Source organism: Cupriavidus sp. SHE (assembly GCF_000812445.1).
GTDB lineage: Bacteria > Pseudomonadota > Gammaproteobacteria > Burkholderiales > Burkholderiaceae > Cupriavidus > Cupriavidus metallidurans.
The window spans coordinates 1-14,884 of sequence record NZ_JWMB01000034.1; the positions used below are offsets into that span (position 1 = coordinate 1).

At 62.6% G+C, this 14,884-nt stretch carries 13 protein-coding genes and 1 pseudogene; 10 read left to right on the forward strand and 4 right to left on the reverse strand.

All coding sequences use genetic code 11. From position 1 onward, the window contains the following. Positions 1 to 48: 48 nt before the first annotated feature. The 7 genes and pseudogenes from RN01_RS17270 to RN01_RS17295 all read left to right on the forward strand — a co-directional run bounded on the left by RN01_RS17270 (position 49) and on the right by RN01_RS17295 (position 6,912). On the forward strand, positions 49 to 654 hold the full coding sequence (locus RN01_RS17270) for a tripartite tricarboxylate transporter substrate binding protein (protein WP_231582278.1): 606 nt from the start codon (positions 49 to 51) through the stop codon (positions 652 to 654). Between the two features lie 35 nt (positions 655 to 689). Continuing rightward, positions 690 to 1,871 carry an MBL fold metallo-hydrolase gene (locus tag RN01_RS17275; RefSeq protein ID WP_017512664.1) on the forward strand — a complete coding sequence of 394 codons (1,182 nt, stop codon included), beginning with the start codon at positions 690 to 692 and terminating at the stop codon, positions 1,869 to 1,871. 140 nt (positions 1,872 to 2,011) lie between these two features. Then, complete coding sequence (locus RN01_RS17280; protein ID WP_017512663.1) at positions 2,012 to 3,187, forward strand: porin; 1,176 nt, start codon at positions 2,012 to 2,014, stop codon at positions 3,185 to 3,187. A gap of 372 nt (positions 3,188 to 3,559) precedes the next feature. Then, positions 3,560 to 3,991: a hypothetical protein gene (locus tag RN01_RS17285; RefSeq protein WP_017512662.1), complete on the forward strand. Its 432-nt coding sequence runs from the start codon at positions 3,560 to 3,562 to the stop codon at positions 3,989 to 3,991. 305 nt (positions 3,992 to 4,296) lie between these two features. Then, positions 4,297 to 4,593 (forward strand): annotated as a pseudogene (locus tag RN01_RS34910) (AMP-binding protein); the annotation flags it as partial. A gap of 52 nt (positions 4,594 to 4,645) precedes the next feature. After that, on the forward strand, positions 4,646 to 5,866 hold the full coding sequence (locus RN01_RS34915) for an AMP-binding protein (RefSeq protein ID WP_017512661.1): 1,221 nt from the start codon (positions 4,646 to 4,648) through the stop codon (positions 5,864 to 5,866). Positions 5,867 to 5,931: 65 nt separating this feature from the next. Continuing rightward, entirely contained in the window at positions 5,932 to 6,912 is a 981-nt protein-coding gene (locus RN01_RS17295; protein ID WP_017512660.1) for a tripartite tricarboxylate transporter substrate binding protein, read from the forward strand. 54 nt (positions 6,913 to 6,966) lie between these two features. Here the strand turns inward: RN01_RS17295 and RN01_RS17300 are convergent, their stop codons facing one another. The 3 genes from RN01_RS17300 to RN01_RS17310 form a co-directional block, all read right to left on the reverse strand. After that, on the reverse strand, positions 6,967 to 7,569 hold the full coding sequence (locus RN01_RS17300) for a TetR/AcrR family transcriptional regulator (protein ID WP_024570443.1): 603 nt from the start codon (positions 7,567 to 7,569) through the stop codon (positions 6,967 to 6,969). 190 nt (positions 7,570 to 7,759) lie between these two features. Further along, positions 7,760 to 8,815 (reverse strand): lipase secretion chaperone, encoded by a 1,056-nt coding sequence (locus RN01_RS17305; protein ID WP_080672876.1) that lies wholly within the window; start codon positions 8,813 to 8,815, stop codon positions 7,760 to 7,762. Further along, entirely contained in the window at positions 8,802 to 9,935 is a 1,134-nt protein-coding gene (locus RN01_RS17310; RefSeq protein ID WP_017513678.1) for a triacylglycerol lipase, read from the reverse strand. The genes RN01_RS17305 and RN01_RS17310 overlap by 14 nt, the downstream gene beginning before the upstream one ends. 311 nt (positions 9,936 to 10,246) lie before the next feature. Here RN01_RS17310 and RN01_RS17315 point away from each other — a divergent pair, with 311 nt between their 5' ends. Next, positions 10,247 to 11,209, forward strand: a complete 963-nt coding sequence (locus RN01_RS17315) for a tripartite tricarboxylate transporter substrate binding protein (protein WP_024570442.1) — start codon at positions 10,247 to 10,249, stop codon at positions 11,207 to 11,209. Between the two features lie 204 nt (positions 11,210 to 11,413). Next, on the forward strand, positions 11,414 to 12,946 hold the full coding sequence (locus RN01_RS17320; protein ID WP_017513680.1) for a class I adenylate-forming enzyme family protein: 1,533 nt from the start codon (positions 11,414 to 11,416) through the stop codon (positions 12,944 to 12,946). A gap of 45 nt (positions 12,947 to 12,991) precedes the next feature. Here RN01_RS17320 and RN01_RS17325 read toward each other — a convergent pair whose 3' ends face one another. Continuing rightward, positions 12,992 to 13,894: a LysR substrate-binding domain-containing protein gene (locus RN01_RS17325; RefSeq protein ID WP_017513681.1), complete on the reverse strand. Its 903-nt coding sequence runs from the start codon at positions 13,892 to 13,894 to the stop codon at positions 12,992 to 12,994. Between the two features lie 173 nt (positions 13,895 to 14,067). Between RN01_RS17325 and RN01_RS17330 the strand changes: the two genes are divergently transcribed. Then, positions 14,068 to 14,865 (forward strand): enoyl-CoA hydratase/isomerase family protein, encoded by a 798-nt coding sequence (locus tag RN01_RS17330; RefSeq protein ID WP_024570441.1) that lies wholly within the window; start codon positions 14,068 to 14,070, stop codon positions 14,863 to 14,865. Positions 14,866 to 14,884 lie beyond the last annotated feature (19 nt).

Below are 14,884 nucleotides of genomic sequence, written 5' to 3' on the forward strand. Positions count from 1 at the left end.
GAATGCAGGCTGTCAACAGCAATCTACGAAATCAAAATTGAAATGTAGATGCTGACCTACAACACCGAATCAACAGCCTTTTCCGAATACCCCAAAAATCTTGGCGACGTCATCAAGGACGCCAAGGCACGTCCTGACGACGTAGTAATCGGAAGTCCGACCCGTGGCTCCGTTCCCCATCTCACGGCGGAGATGATGGGGCAGTTGCAAAGGACAAAGTTCCGGCAGGTGAGTTTCAGCGGCACGACTCAAGCCATCCAGGCCGTGGTGAAGGGCGACATCCCGGTCTATGTCGATGGCATCGCGCCGCTCGTGCCCCTGGTGCGTGGCGGTCGCCTGAAGGCGCTTGCCGTGACTTCGGATGTGAACCTGCCGGGCATGGAGGGTATTCCGCTGGCCAAGGACATCGCGCCAGGTCTTGTCGCCAAGGGCTGGTTCACGATCTTCGCGCCCAAGGGGACGCCAGTGCCAGTGCTGGATCGCGTCAACGCTGCCGTCAACCAGTCGTTGACGCAGCAGCCGTTTGTTGATCGGCTCAAGGACTTGGGCACGTATCCAATGCCGATGTCGCGGCCGGAAGGCGCAAGATTCATCGAGACCGAGAAGCTCCGTTGGGAGAAGGTAATTTCGGACGCCGGCGTGAAGCCGGAATGATGCCGATCCAGTGCTGACCTTCCTTCGGAGAACACATGCGTGAACTTTTTTCCCGGGCAGGTGCCGGCCCGGTCAATGGCTTCCGCCTGCTTTGTGCCGGGGCATGCGCGGCGCTCGCCGTCCTGGCTTCAACTTCTCATGCCGATTCGATCGGACAGCCGCACAGTACCTCGGCGACGCAGTCCGGCGCCAGCCTCGTACTGCTGGGAACGGCCGGCGGCCGGACTTCCTGGCGAGGTTCGCAGTCTGCAGGAATCGCCTCCGCGGTAGTGGTCAATGGCCAGGTCTACCTTGTCGATTTCGGCGCGGGCTGGCTGCGACGCTACTTCCAGGCGGGCTTGGGCGCGCCGCCACCCGGACAGGGCCTCGAAACATTACGAGCGGCGTTCATCACGCATTTGCACGCAGACCACATCGTGGACTATCCGTCGCTAGTCCTGTTTGGCGCGTCGGACGGCTTGGCAGAACGGCGTCAGAAACTCAAGGTGATCGGGCCCGGCTCACGCGGAAAACTCCCACCCGCGAGCGGCGGCAACGACGGGGTGGCGGACGTCGTGGCGCCCGAGCAGCCGATGCCTGGCACCGTGGCCATGACCGAAGCGCTGTACCGTGCGTTCGCCGCGGACATCAACGACAACATTCTGGATAGCCGCAAGCCGAATCCCCATAGCCGCGTCGACGTGATGGACATCACGCTGCCTGCAGGCCTTGACGTTGATCCCGATCGCGATCCCGCGCCGACGATGGCTCCGTTCGAGATCTACCGTGACGAGAACGTCAGGGTGACGGCAACACTGGTGAACCATGCCCCCGTCTATCCGGCATTCGCGTTTCGGTTCGACACCTCGACTGGGTCTGTTGTCTTCTCGGGCGATACCAGCCCGAACCGGAATCTGATTCGGTTGGCGCAAGGCGCCGATGTGCTGGTGCATGAGGTGATCGACACCGCCTGGGTGGATTCCCTGTACCCGAAGCCCCGGAGCGCGGCACAGGAAGCCAAGGCGCACCACCTTGTACATGCGCATACCGCCGCATCGGATGTCGGTGCCGTCGCCGAAGCGGCTCACGTCAAGACCCTCGTCCTGTCGCATCTGGCCCCCGCCGACAGTGATCCCCACCGATGGGCAGCGGCCAGCCAAGGCTTTTCGGGGAAGGTGATCGTTGGTCGCGATCTCCTGTGGATTCCTCTTGTGCCCGCTGCGCCGGAATCGAAATAGCGCGCGGGTAGCACCCCCTAGCTTCCCAGATTCTTTCCTATGGCATATGCACGCCCCCGGCGTGCGGCCCGCGCTCGTCCCGATGACGAGGCTGACGATGCCTGCAAGCCAGATGTATCACGACAACAAAGGAGATAGTGGTGAAATTGAATCGTTTTGCAGCAGTTGCCCTGGCCGCGTGCTCGGGTTCCGCATTGGCCCAGTCGAGCGTTACGCTCTACGGGGTGGTCGACGCAAGCATCGAGTACGTGAACCACGTGGGCGCGGTGCCCACAGCGGCCAATGGCTTCAATCCAGGGCCGGGGCGTGACGTCGTTCGCATGAATTCGGGCGGCTTGTCCGGTTCCCGTTGGGGTATCCGCGGCGTTGAGGACCTTGGCGCAGGGACGCAAGCTGTATTTGTGCTCGAAAATGGATTCAGCGGCGACACCGGCACGATGCAGCAGTCTAGCCGACTGTTCGGTCGGCAGGCCTTTGTGGGGATAAAGAACGCGACCTATGGCCAGATCAGTCTGGGGCGCCAATACACCTCGTTGTTCGACAGCATCGTCAACTTTGTGCCGGCGTACTTTGCTACGCAGTACGAGCCGATCACGCTCTTTGCCGGTGCGAACTTCCGTGAAGACAACACGATCAAGTACACCTTGAATGCGGGCCAATTCACCGGCGTTGCGCATTATTCCTTTGGCACTGGTCTGGCTTTGCCGCAGACCGTGCAGTCAGGCCTGGCGATCGGTGGCAATGGCGAAGTGCCGGGTCAGGCGCGAAGGGACAGTGCTTATGGCGCGTCTCTGTCCTACGCCGGCGGTGCGCTGTGGGCAGCCATCGCGTACGACCAGTTCAATCCCTCCATTGGCACGACGACCAGCGCTAGCAGTGGCAGTTTCAAGAAGGCGACGGCGGCGCTGAGCTACAACCTGCCTTGGGGGCGCATCATGGGTGGCTATCGTTGGGGGCAAAACAAGACGCCGGCGGGCGCGACGATCGGGCGAGATGACTTCTTCTGGGTTGGTGGCATATATCAGGTAGGGCCGGCGCTCAGTCTTACGCTCGAGTACGACTATGACAAGGTCCGGAATGTATTCGGTAACACGAGCGTCGCTAATCCCTGGCAGGTGAACCTGATTGCCGATTACAGCCTCTCGAAGCGAACGGATGTGTACCTGTCGGCAGCCTATGCAAAAAACGCAGGGTTGATGCTTGACTCTGCGCTGATTGCCTATGCGAATAGCCTCTCGCTCGGTAACAGCTATGTGCTTGGCAATGGCAACTCGTCGATGGTGGGTGTGTCGGTTGGCGTTCGTCACAAATTCTGACGCACTCGAACACATACCGTCCGATCCCGTGCTGCCGGTTGTTGACAGGCGCAATCGGACGGAATTGCAGCGGCATCCCAGCGTCGTCAGTCGGCCAGAGTGCTCGACGCTGTGTCCTTCCGACGGCCGCTGGATTGCGTATGGCTACACTCGGCGGCAAGCACCTGTCTGCTTCTCACTATTTGGCTGTTCGCGCTTGCGCTCCTCAGCGCTGGCTGTTGCCGGGGGCTGTCGGCCGTGCGGCATGTCTGGAGCATAGTCATCGACGTTCGAGATGAAGTGCTATGGTAAGGTCGCTACGATGAGTTCCTAGACTTCAACATGTGGTGCATGGGCGAGCACTTTTGTGCTGGTCGAAGAGAGTGAGGCAGTGTGAGTGATGCCAAACAGGACGCGCAGCGCGCGCTGCGGGCCGACAGAGTTTCCATCAGCAGGGCTTTGCGCCTGAGCGTGCCGCCAGAGGCCAGGCCGGCCCCGGTCAACATGAAGGACTGGATTCGGCAACGGAAAGAGCAATTGCAAGCGGCCCGTGCCGCAGCTAAGCAAAGGCGTGATCTGCTAAAAGCCGAAATCCTGTCGGCGGCGCAAGACGTTGCCCGAGAGGAACGTATTGCTGCGCGGCAGGAGACAGTGCGCCGGAAAGCGGAAGCCAGGACCGCGCGAGCCTACGCGCGGGAGGACGCACGCGCTATTGTCGAATTCGAGCGCGGCCAAAAAACCCGCCCGGAGTCAAAGCCAAAGACACTTGCCCAGGAGAAGCACAAGCTGGTCTCTTACGCAGATCTGCTGCGAATGCGTGGCTGATTCATGGACAACGATGTCGGTCTGGTGAGCGGGCAGGTTTTGGTACCTAGTCGACACGAAAGTGTTCCACTGACTGTCCAACATTGACCGCTGCGTTGCAGCGATTCTGGCACTGGCCGGAGTCTGGCGATGGAGTCAAGCCATTGAGCCGCCCAATTGGGCGGCTTTTTTTGTTCGCCGACGCCGCATCAGGCGAGCCAGCCAGGGGGCGATACAACCGGAATTTTCGGTACCAATATGATTGACATGGTACCAAAATGGGACTTACATTGCCTTCAGACCTAAAACAAGGCAATGGAGACAGAATGGCCCCCCAGGCATCCGCCCGATACGGCTGCGCCACGATCGCGCAGCTCTACACCTCTGCTTTTCGTGCTTGTCCCCAGGCCCTGGCGCTGGTCGAGGACGGTGTGACACTCACCTATGAAGCGTTGGCCCGGCGCTCGTACCGCATGGCCAGGTTGTTCCATGCACGCGGCCTTGAACGTCAGGATGTCGTGGCCTTTCTGGTGGGCAATCGAGTCGAGGCAGTCGTGGCGATCATCGCGGCGCAGCTTGCAGGACTCAAGGCGGTTTCATTGCATCCGATGGCGTCGGAAGAGGACCACGCATTTGTGCTCGCCGACGCCGGTGTGAAAGCGCTGGTGATCGACGATGCGCGTTTCGCAGCGCGCGCAGGTCCTGCTGGCGCGTGTCGCAAACGTGCTGATGATGCCGCTGGACGACGGCGTGCTCGGTGCGGGTCTCGCCAGTCAGGCGGCGGCCATGGACGACGCGGAACTGGAACCGGGCGACGACGCCGCCGAGATCAGCAAGATCTCCTATACCGGCGGTACCACGGGCCGCTCCAAGGGCATCCTCCATGCGCACCGCACGGTGGTGACGATGCTGCAGGCCATGCTGGCGACGTATGAATGGCCACAGCAGATCCGCTATCTGGTGACCACGCCGATTTCACATGCTTCGGGCAGTCTGATCCTGCCGACGCTTTTGCGCGGCGGTACCGTGTACCTGTGCGACAAGTTCAGCCCGTCTGACTTTGTGACGCGGGTAGCAACGCATCGCATCAATCTGACCTTCCTGGTGCCAACGCAGATCTACGCATTGCTGGATCACGCTGGCCTTGCGGAGGCGGACTTGTCCAGCCTGGAGCTGGTGCTGTATGGCGCCTCGCCGATTGCGCCGTCTCGGCTGCAGGAAGCACTGAACAGAATTGGCCCGGTATTCGGCCAGGTCTACGGTCAGGCCGAGGCGCCGATGACCATCAGCTATCTGTCCAAGCGCGACCATGATTTGTCTCGCTCGCACCTGCTGAGCTCGTGCGGCAAGGTCATGGTCGGCAATCAGGTCAAGTTGTTAGACGGTGCGAGGCGCGAAGTGCCGGTCGGCGAAGTCGGCGAGTTGTGCGTGCGCGGTCCGCTGGTGATGGACGGGTATCTCAACCGGCCCGAAGAGAACGAGAAAGTATTCGCTGGCGACTGGCTGCATACGGGCGACATGGCGCGCCGCGATGCGGCGGGCTATCTCTACATCGTAGATCGTGCCAAGGACATGATCATCACAGGCGGGTTCAATGTTTATCCGAGCGAGGTTGAACATTGCCTGGCACAACACCCGGCCATCGCCATGTCCGCGGTGTTCGGTGTGCCCGACGAGAAGTGGGGCGAATCCGTCACGGCCATTGTGGTGCCGAAGCCAGGGCAGGCACCAGATGCGAACGAGCTTATCGAGTTCGTCAAGAGCAGGAAAGGCGTGGTCAATGCGCCCAAGAAGGTGATCTTCGCGGAGCAGTTGCCGATGACGGCGCTTGGCAAGATCGACCGAAAGGCCATCCGCGGCAGCTACTGGAACGGCAAAGACCGACAAGTAGCCTGAAGTCGCAGCGACACCGGCCATGAAGGTGTCACGCAAAGCCATCCAAAAAAGAAAAGGAGACAACCATGCGTTTGACCTGCAAACTGCTGGGCGCGTGCGCCCTGATGCTTGCCTTTGCCGGCACTACCGTGCACGCGCAGGACAGCTATCCCTCCAAGCCGATCCGCTTTATCGTGCCGTTCGCGCCCGGTGGCGTGACTGACCTGACCGCGCGTACTTTCGCCAAGTACATGGGCGATGCCCTCAAGCAGCCGCTCGTTACCGAGAACAAGGCAGGCGCGGGGGCCACCATCGGCGCCAACTTCGTTGCCCATGCCGCGCCTGACGGCTACACGATGCTGCTGGGTACCAACGTCACCCATGCCATCAGCCCGCGCCTGATCGCCGCCACGCCGTATGACCCGCTCAAGGATTTCCAGACCGTCGCGATTTTCGGCCTGAATGGCAATGTGCTGCTAGTGAGCAATTCGTTCCCGGCGAAGACCTTCGCCGAGTTCCTGGCGTACGTGAAGGCTCGCCCTGGCCGCGTCAACTACGCTTCTGGCAGCGTTGGCAGTTCCGCTCACCTGGCGGCAGAATTGCTCAAGCAGGACGTGAAGGGCCTCGACTATACGCATGTGCCATATGGCGGTCCGTCCGAAGCCATGAGCGCGCTCATGGGTGGGCACGTCGATTTCCTGTTCGCCAACATTGGCGCAGCGGTCACTCAGATCCAGTCCGGCAAGGTGAGGGCGCTCGCCGTTACTACCGCCAAGCGCGCGCCGCAGCTTCCCGATGTGCCGACCGTGGCGGAGTCTGGCGTGCCAGGGTTTGAAGTCGTGGGCTGGATGGCGGCATTCGTACCAAAGGGCACGCCGGCGCCTACCATCGCGCGCCTGAACCAAGTCATCAATCAGGCACAGAAGAACCCCGATCTGCGCAAGACCCTGGATGCCGCAGCGCTGATCCCCATTGTGGAGAGCCCCGAACAGAGCAGCCGCTTCGTGCAGGAGGAATACGAGAAATGGGGCCGCGTCATCCAAGCCGCCAACATACCGCCGCAGTAGGCGGCGAGCGTCGACTCGGCGCCTTCCCTGCGTGGGGCGAACGGGGGTATTCGTTCAGCCGCGGGGCGGCTTTGCCCGTGGGGTGGGCGCCGACGGCCTGACCAACAGGCCGTTCAGAATGAGTTCGTAGAATTCGCTGAAGGCATCGCCGATCTTCATGCCGGTCTGCTGCAGGAACTGCTGGTTGCGCAGACGGTGTGCCGCGCCCAGGATGGCTTCGGAAACCAAGCGCGGATTGTGCGGGGCCATCAGCCCCTGTCTCACACCTTCCTCGATCATGCTTTCCAGTCCGCGCACGCGCGCGAGCTGGTAGTCATCGAACACCTTGCGGCCGGTCTCGATGGCGTCCAGGTCGGTAAGGGCTGCCTTGCTCAGCCCCGTGGCATTCAGCGTGGCATGCATATAGGCCGAGATGGCGCGCGCTGCGTCGGGAGCGCGCTTGGCTGCCGCGTAGCCTTTTTCCAGATTGGCTTCCAGCACATTGCGGCAGACGTGAACAAACAGCTCCTCCTTGGTTTCAGCGATCTCGTACAAGCGCCGGCGCGAGCATCGCATGCGCTGAGCCATCTCGCCGATGGTCAGCGACGAGACACCCGTGGTGATCAGCAGGTGCGTCAATTCCTCGAGGAAGGCTTCGTCGGTACGTCGTGTTGCCATGGGATGTGAGGCGTGCCGGGCGCAGAAGGCGAGCAGGGCGTGAGTCAGGAAGCCAGTATCTTAGTGGATTCCATGTGAAGGGCGGGAGGGTACGCCTGCGAGGGGCGGGCGCACGTCTCCGAGAGATCACGATTCGCCGAGCCGAAACCGGCAGTCATGAGAAGGCACCTTGCAGCAGACAGCACCGCTCTCACTGCGCTGCCCGTTGCTCTCCCATGGCCTTGTCCATCACCTCGGCCTGCAACGCTTCACTTGGATTGGTGAATGTTTGCCGCCGCAGCGTTTCAAGCTGCTGCGCGCGGTCCTGTTCCGACAAACCGGCGAACGACACGATCTGCGAGCGCTGGGCTGCGTAATCGTCGTAGCGCTGCTGCCAGGCCTGCTCGGCCTGGGCCTGCTGCTGATAGCGCTGGGCGACCTCGGGACCGTATGCCTGAGCCAGGGATGCACCGATATCCTGAGGGCTACGTCCTGCCGTCTGCATATTGGCAATCGTCTTGCTGATCGCCTGCGGCTTTGCTTCGGCTTCGCGCGCGGCACGCACGGATTCGGGCAGTGTGGCGTTCAGTGCGGACAGGCGGCGCTGTCGTTCGGCGTCGTCGAGTCCAGGCTGGGTAACTATCTCCAGGCGCGCGAGCATGGCGTCGTCGTAGGCTTGCTCGTCGTCGAACCAGATGGCCACGACGTCTGGCAAGTGGCGCGTTCGCGCGGCATTGCGGTCGGCTATCAATGCGCGCAGGCGTTGCACCTGACTGGTCTCTGGCACGCCGATCACACTGGTCATCGGTCCATCGGAGGCTTTGGGCTGCATCTCGGACAGGTATGCCCGGTAGCGTTGCCACAGTTGCCACGCCTGGTCCTCGGCCGGCTGCGACACATGTTTGCGGATGTCGTCGCGCACCAACCGGTCCAATGCCGCGGCGTCGCCCACGTCATGGCTGGCGCTCAGAAAGAAGTCGAAGTAGGTGCGCAGCGCGCGCGTCAGGCGCAGATTGCCTTGCGCGTCGGCTTCCGGGCCGGGTGGAATATCGACACCCGCCAACGACGGCATCTCGGTGATGTTGCGTGCGCGCATGCTCTCAGCTGGTGATGCCGATAGCTCCGGCCTTGCGTCCGTGCGGGACCGTGCCTGCAGTGGACCTTGCGTCGGTTCCGTGGGTGCCGTTGCCCAATAGACGGCGGCACCCACGAGCCCGGCTACTACCAGGACCAGGGTGACCCCTGGCCTTCGCTCAGAGCTGATCATTGCGCAAGCGGTTGGCGTGATTCAGGATTACCGTGCGTGGGTCGACGTCCTGATACATACCGAGCATCTGATTGATCTCGTCGAGATGGTTCCAGTAGTAGTCGGTGGAAAGCACGCGTCCCCACTTGGCGCTGCACACCGACACCATCCCGTCGTTGGGGCCGGCGCCCTTCATGCCCATGACACCGGCAGCGGCCGCCATGGCTGCCGTGGATGGGTCAAGCAGGTTCGAGCGCAGCAGGTTGATCGGGCCGCCCCGGCCGGTCCAGGAGTAAGCGGCCTGGGTGTAGGTGACGAGCTTTCCGCTGGCATCGCGCCCCTGCCGTTGCTCGGCGACTGCTCCCGGGGTGTCGCAATCCGGGCCTAGCGCGGATTGCGAACCAGGCGCCAGGGTAGCGTTGAGCCGCGCGTTCTGCTCGGTGGCGCCCTGGCTGGTCAGGATGCGTACCGAGGCAATCGCATCCTGGTTCAGTGCCTGTCCATTGACAATGCCGTTGAACCAGCCCAGAAGATTCGTTACGCCCTGAATCACGTTGACCAGTGCCGGCCCCGCAAGTGGAATGCTGCTGATGCCGTTGATGACGTCCAGCACGACGTCGGCGAGTTGGCTGCCGCGGTGCGGGCTACCGATAGTCGTCACCGATGCCACATCCTGCGGCGACATGGCAGCCAGCATCCGCGAGGTGGGCCCGCCCTGGCTGTGTCCGATCAGATTGACCTTGTCGGCGCCGGTCTCCAGCTTGACCGCGCGTACATAGGCCTGCAGCGCCAGCGCGCGTTCTTCATCGCTGTTGAATGACGGCACCGTGGACACGTAGACCGTGGCGCCATTGGCTCGCAGCACCTCGGGAATGCCGTACCAGTAGTCGATCACGCCGCCAATTTTTGCCGCGCCGGTCAGACCATGCACCAGCACGATCGGATAGCGTGTCTTTGCATAGTCGCTGCTGGCCGTGGCGCTGGCTGGCCAGGCCATGGCGATGGCTGCGGCGATGGCCGCCGCAGTTCCCGCCGCAGTCCCTGCGATGGCGCTTGTGGACCTGCGTGTCCCTGCCTCCAGCGTGACGGTGTCCTGATGCGCGCAAGCTCGGCCGGGCCCACGACGATTGCCGTGTTCCATCTAGTCTCCTCGGTGGTGGAATCATTTGTTTGAAACAGTAAAGACACCTGACTTTGCGAGCACAATCAAAACCTTAGGTGGTTTCCTCCAAACACTCGCGCATGTCGGGGTTATCCCTTGGAAGGGCTCCGCACTATCGGTGGCGGCCACGGGCGCCGGCCCGCTATCGCATCCTCAAAGCCCACCTTCAACAAATGCAAATTGCCGGCCCAGCGGGTCTGCCGCAAAGTCTCCCCCAACTCACCGCACGACAAACTCGCGATAAAGCCGGTGAGCAATGGAAGTCCTGATGCAGAAAACAGGTGGAGACAATGCTACGAATTTTTCTTGCCGCGGTAATGCTTGTGCTTGCGAACGGCTCGGCACTCGCCGATGCCTACCCATCCCGTCCCATCAGATTGCTGGTTGGGTATGCGCCGGGCGGGCCCGTCGATACCGCCGCGCGCATCTACGCGGACTACCTCGGGCGTGTGCTCAAGCAACCGGTAATCGTCGATAACCGCGCGGGTGCCAGCGGCGCCATCGCGGCTGGCATGACGGTCAGCGCCAAGCCTGACGGCTACACGCTCTATTTCGTGGCCAGCCCCACGATGACAATGACGCCGCTGATCCAGAAGTCCGTCAGCTTCAAGCCGGCACAGGATTTCAGCTATGTCGGCCTGATCACCGACTACACCAACGTGCTGCTGATCAACAAGGATTTCCCGGCCAAGAACGTGGACGAGCTGGTCACGTACGCACGCAAGCATCCCGGCGAAGTGAGCTTTGGTTCGGCGGGCGTGGGTGCGTCGAACCATCTGTCGGCGGAACTGCTTGCGCAGATGACAGGAGTGAAGATGCTGCACGTGCCATACAAGGGCAATGCGCCGGCTATGGCCGACGTCATCAGCGGCAAGGTGACCTTCATGTTCGATATCACCGGGACGGCCATCGGCCATATCCGGGGCGGCAAGGTACGTGCGCTGGCCGTGACGTCGAAAACGCGCAACCCCGCGCTGCCCAATGTGCCGACACTGGTCGAATCCGGCCTCAAGCAGTACGACCTGACGGGCTGGTACGCGCTGGTTGGTCCCCCGGGACTGCCTGCCGATGTGACGGATCGGCTCGTGAAAGCGCAGCAGACCGTGGGGCAGGATGCGGCCTACCGGGAGCGGATGGTCGACGGTGGCTATGACCTGAACGTGTCCGGCCCGGCCGCGCTGCAAGGGCGTATCAAGAAGGAGCTCGCGCTCTGGGGTAACGTGGTCAAGACGGCGAATATCGAGGTCGAGTAAAAGGTATAAGCGAGGCATAAGCGGTCGAAGAATGGAGGTCGGGCAAGCCGGATCACCCGGCGGTTTCGCGCGGGCGAAGTACTGCTTTTCGAACGGCGAATTGCGCTGGCACCTTGCTGACCCTAGACTTCGACGTGTGACCCGACCGCGCCCTGATCGGGCCCGGTCGGGCCGTGTTCCACTCTCCATGAGGATTTGAGCCAGATGCCGCAGGAGCGACCGATCGCGCATCGGATCAGCGATATCCCCCGCCATTGGGCGACCCGTACCCCGCACAATGTGGCGGTGCGCGAGGGCGACCGTGTCGTCAGCTATGCGCAACTCTGGGAAGGCGTCGAACTGGCCCAGCGTTATCTCGAAGCGCAGGGTGTCAGCACCGGCGATCGTGTGCTGATCGTCGCGGAGAACAGCCTGGCCATGATCACGCTGATCTTCGCCTTGTCGGAGCTTGGTGCGTGGCCGGTTGTGACGAATGCCAGGCTGACTGCGCGTGAGATCGAGGAGATCCGCGCGCATTGCACACCGCGGCTGATGCTCTTCACGCATGCCGCATCCCCCGATGCCTTGCGGCATGGCTTGCGCTATCGCGCCCGCGAAATCTCGCCACCGGGCCTAGGTCCGCTGATGGCCGCCGACGTGGATGCCGGCAGCGAGCGCGAGCCTGCTGAGCTGGCGCGCGACGTGGCCGCGCTGATCTACACGTCAGGCACTACCGGCCAACCCAAGGGCGTGATGGTTACGCATCGCGGGTTGCTGCACTACGCCCGCGTGACGGCGGAGATCCGCCGGATGGGGCCGGAAGACTGCGCGTTCGCGATCATGCCGATGTCGCACATCTTCGGGCTGGCGACGTTGCTGCTCGCCACGTTCCAGGCCGGTGGCAGCCTGTATCTGGTTGCACGCTTCAACGTGGCCGATGCCTGCGCGGCGCTGCAACGCGACGATATCTCGATCCTGCAGGGTGTGCCGGCGATGTTCAGTCGCATCCTGGCTTACCTGGGCAAGACCGGCGTTACCACGCTGCATCCGAAGCGTCTGCGTTATCTCTATACCGGCGGTGGCCCGCTCGATCTCGCGCTCAAGCGCAACGTCGAGGCGATGTTCGGTCAGCCGCTGCATCACGGTTATGGCATGACCGAGTACGCAGGCTCGCTGTTCATCACGCGCACGGACCGGCCGCGCAGCGACAGCTCTGCCGGGGAGATCGTGGAAGGCGCGGAGTTGCGCGTGGTGGGGCCGGGTGGCGAACCAGTGCCCGAGGGCAGCCCCGGAGAGTTGTGGGTGAGAGGCCCCGGTGTCATGCGTGGCTACTATCGCGCACCCGAACAGACGGCGGAAGCATTGCGCCCCGATGGCTGGCTCAATACGGGCGACATCGGACGCATCGATCAGGATGGTGCGTTGTTCATCGTGGGCAGAACGCGCGATCTGATCATCCGTTCGGGCTTCAGCGTTTATCCGATCGAGGTGGAGTCGGTCATCAACTCGCATCCGTCGGTCCGCTTGTCTGCCGTGGTCGGCAATCCGGCGGAAGACGGCGACGAGGAGATCATCGCGTTCGTCGAGATTCGCGAAGGCGAGACGTTCGACGAGAGGGATCTTCACGCCTACCTTGCCGAAAGGCTCTCGCCGTACAAGCGCCCGGCGCGCATCGTGCGCGTGTCGGCGGTGCCGACGACGGCCAGCGGCAAGCTGCACAAGCACCGGCTGCGGGGAATGATTGCGGAACTGGTCTAGCCGGGGTCTAGCCGCGGTATGAGCGGCTCGGGGCGTCGGCAATCGTCAGACCGGGTTGCCGATGCCGTCCTCGACCAGCAGTTCCACCAGCTTGCGCGCGAACACGGGTAGCGCGTCCAGGTCCGCCACGCAGATCTGCAACTTGCGCTCGGCCCACTCATCCTCGATCGGTACGATCTTCAGCGCCATGGTCTGGGCAAGCCGGCGCGCGGTGCTCTCCGGCAGCACGCCGATCCCCACGTTTGCCTCGATCATGCGCGCGGCGGTCTCGAAGTTGCTGACCTGGATGCGCCAGCGCAGGTTGCGCTGCAGGTCCGATGCGGCACGCTTCAGGAAGTTGTGGATGGCGCTTTCTTCGGGCAGGCCGATGAAATCCTGATCGAGCGTTTCGACAAAGCGCACCCGCTTCTTCTGGGCAAACGGATGGCTGAGTGCAGTCGCCAGCACGAGCCTGTCGAGCCGATAGGGCATCACTTCCAGGCCATCCATGTTGACGCCGCTGGCGGCGATGCCGATATCGACCATGCCTTCCTGCACGGCCCTGACGATATCCGGACTGAGGCGCTCCCGGATGTCGACCGTCACGTCGGGGTGATTGACGAGGTACGTACGCAGCACCCCGGGCAGGAACTCGCTCATTGCGGTGGTGTTGGCGAACACGCGTACATGCCCCTTGATACCGGACGAATACTCCTGCAGGTCGCCGCTCAACTGCTCGATCTGGCGCAGCACGCGCCGCGCGTGCGCAAGCAGCGTCGCGCCCGCCGGCGTCACCTTGACGCCGAGGCTGCTGCGGCTCAGCAGTTTGACGCCAACCTGCTCTTCCAGGTTCTTGATGCGGGTGCTGGCAGCCGGCAGGGATAGGTGGCAACGTTCTGCACCGCGGGTCAGGCTGCTGGCCTCAGCGATATGCGTGAAGAGATTCAGATCGACCAGGTCGAAGCGCATGACGTTGTCTCCAGAATAGTCAGCGATTATCCCCCCAACGGGCCCATTCGATCTATTCGCGCAACTACGGGGGGGACTTCCGCGCAGGCGAACGCAGGATTCAACACATGCAAATGGCGGGATGGCCAAGGATCGGCCAAGCTGATCGTGGTAGACGAAAAATGGAGACAGGCATGACAGAAGAAGACGGCTTGCTGGTAGAAATTTCGGATGGCGTGGCAACGCTGACGCTCAACCGTCCGAAGCAGAAGAACGCCCTGAACGGTTCCATGCGCGATGGGCTATGCGACGCAGTACAGCGGATTCGCGCCGACCGCTCGGTGCGCGCCGTAGTGTTGCGCGGCGCCGGCGAGGACTTCTGCTCCGGTGGCGACATCCGCGCGATGAACGTGACGGAGGCGGATGCGGGCCGCGCGCGCATGGACGATATGCATGGATGGATCGCCATGCTGCTGGATCTGGATCGTCCCGTGGTTGCGGCGGTCGATGGGGTGGCCTATGGGGCCGGCTTCAGCATTGCGCTGCTTGCCGATTTCATCGTGGCGTCGCCGCGCGCGCGCTTCTGCATGCCGTTCATGAAAGTTGGCCTGGTGCCCGATTGCGGCGCGCTATACACGCTGCCGCGAGTGGTAGGCATGGCGAAAGCGCGGGAACTGGTGTTCAGCGCGCGCGAAATCGGCGCGGAGGAAGCGCGCCAGATCGGCGCCGTGTTCGAGATCGTGCCGGAAGACAAGCTCCATGCCCGCGCCGACGAACTGGCTCGTGGTCTGGCCGGCGCTTCGCCGACTGCATTCGCCATGGCCAAACGCGCATTGAACCAGTCGCTCGGTAGCGATGTGCGTGCAATGCTGGAAATGGAGTCGCTGGGGCAGGGCATCGCCTTCACCACCAGTTACCACCGCGAAGCTGTGCGCCGCTTCAAGGAAAAGGAGCCGCCGCTGTTCCGCTGGCCTGCGGCGCCTCGGGACTGATGGCTGCCGGGGGCATCGC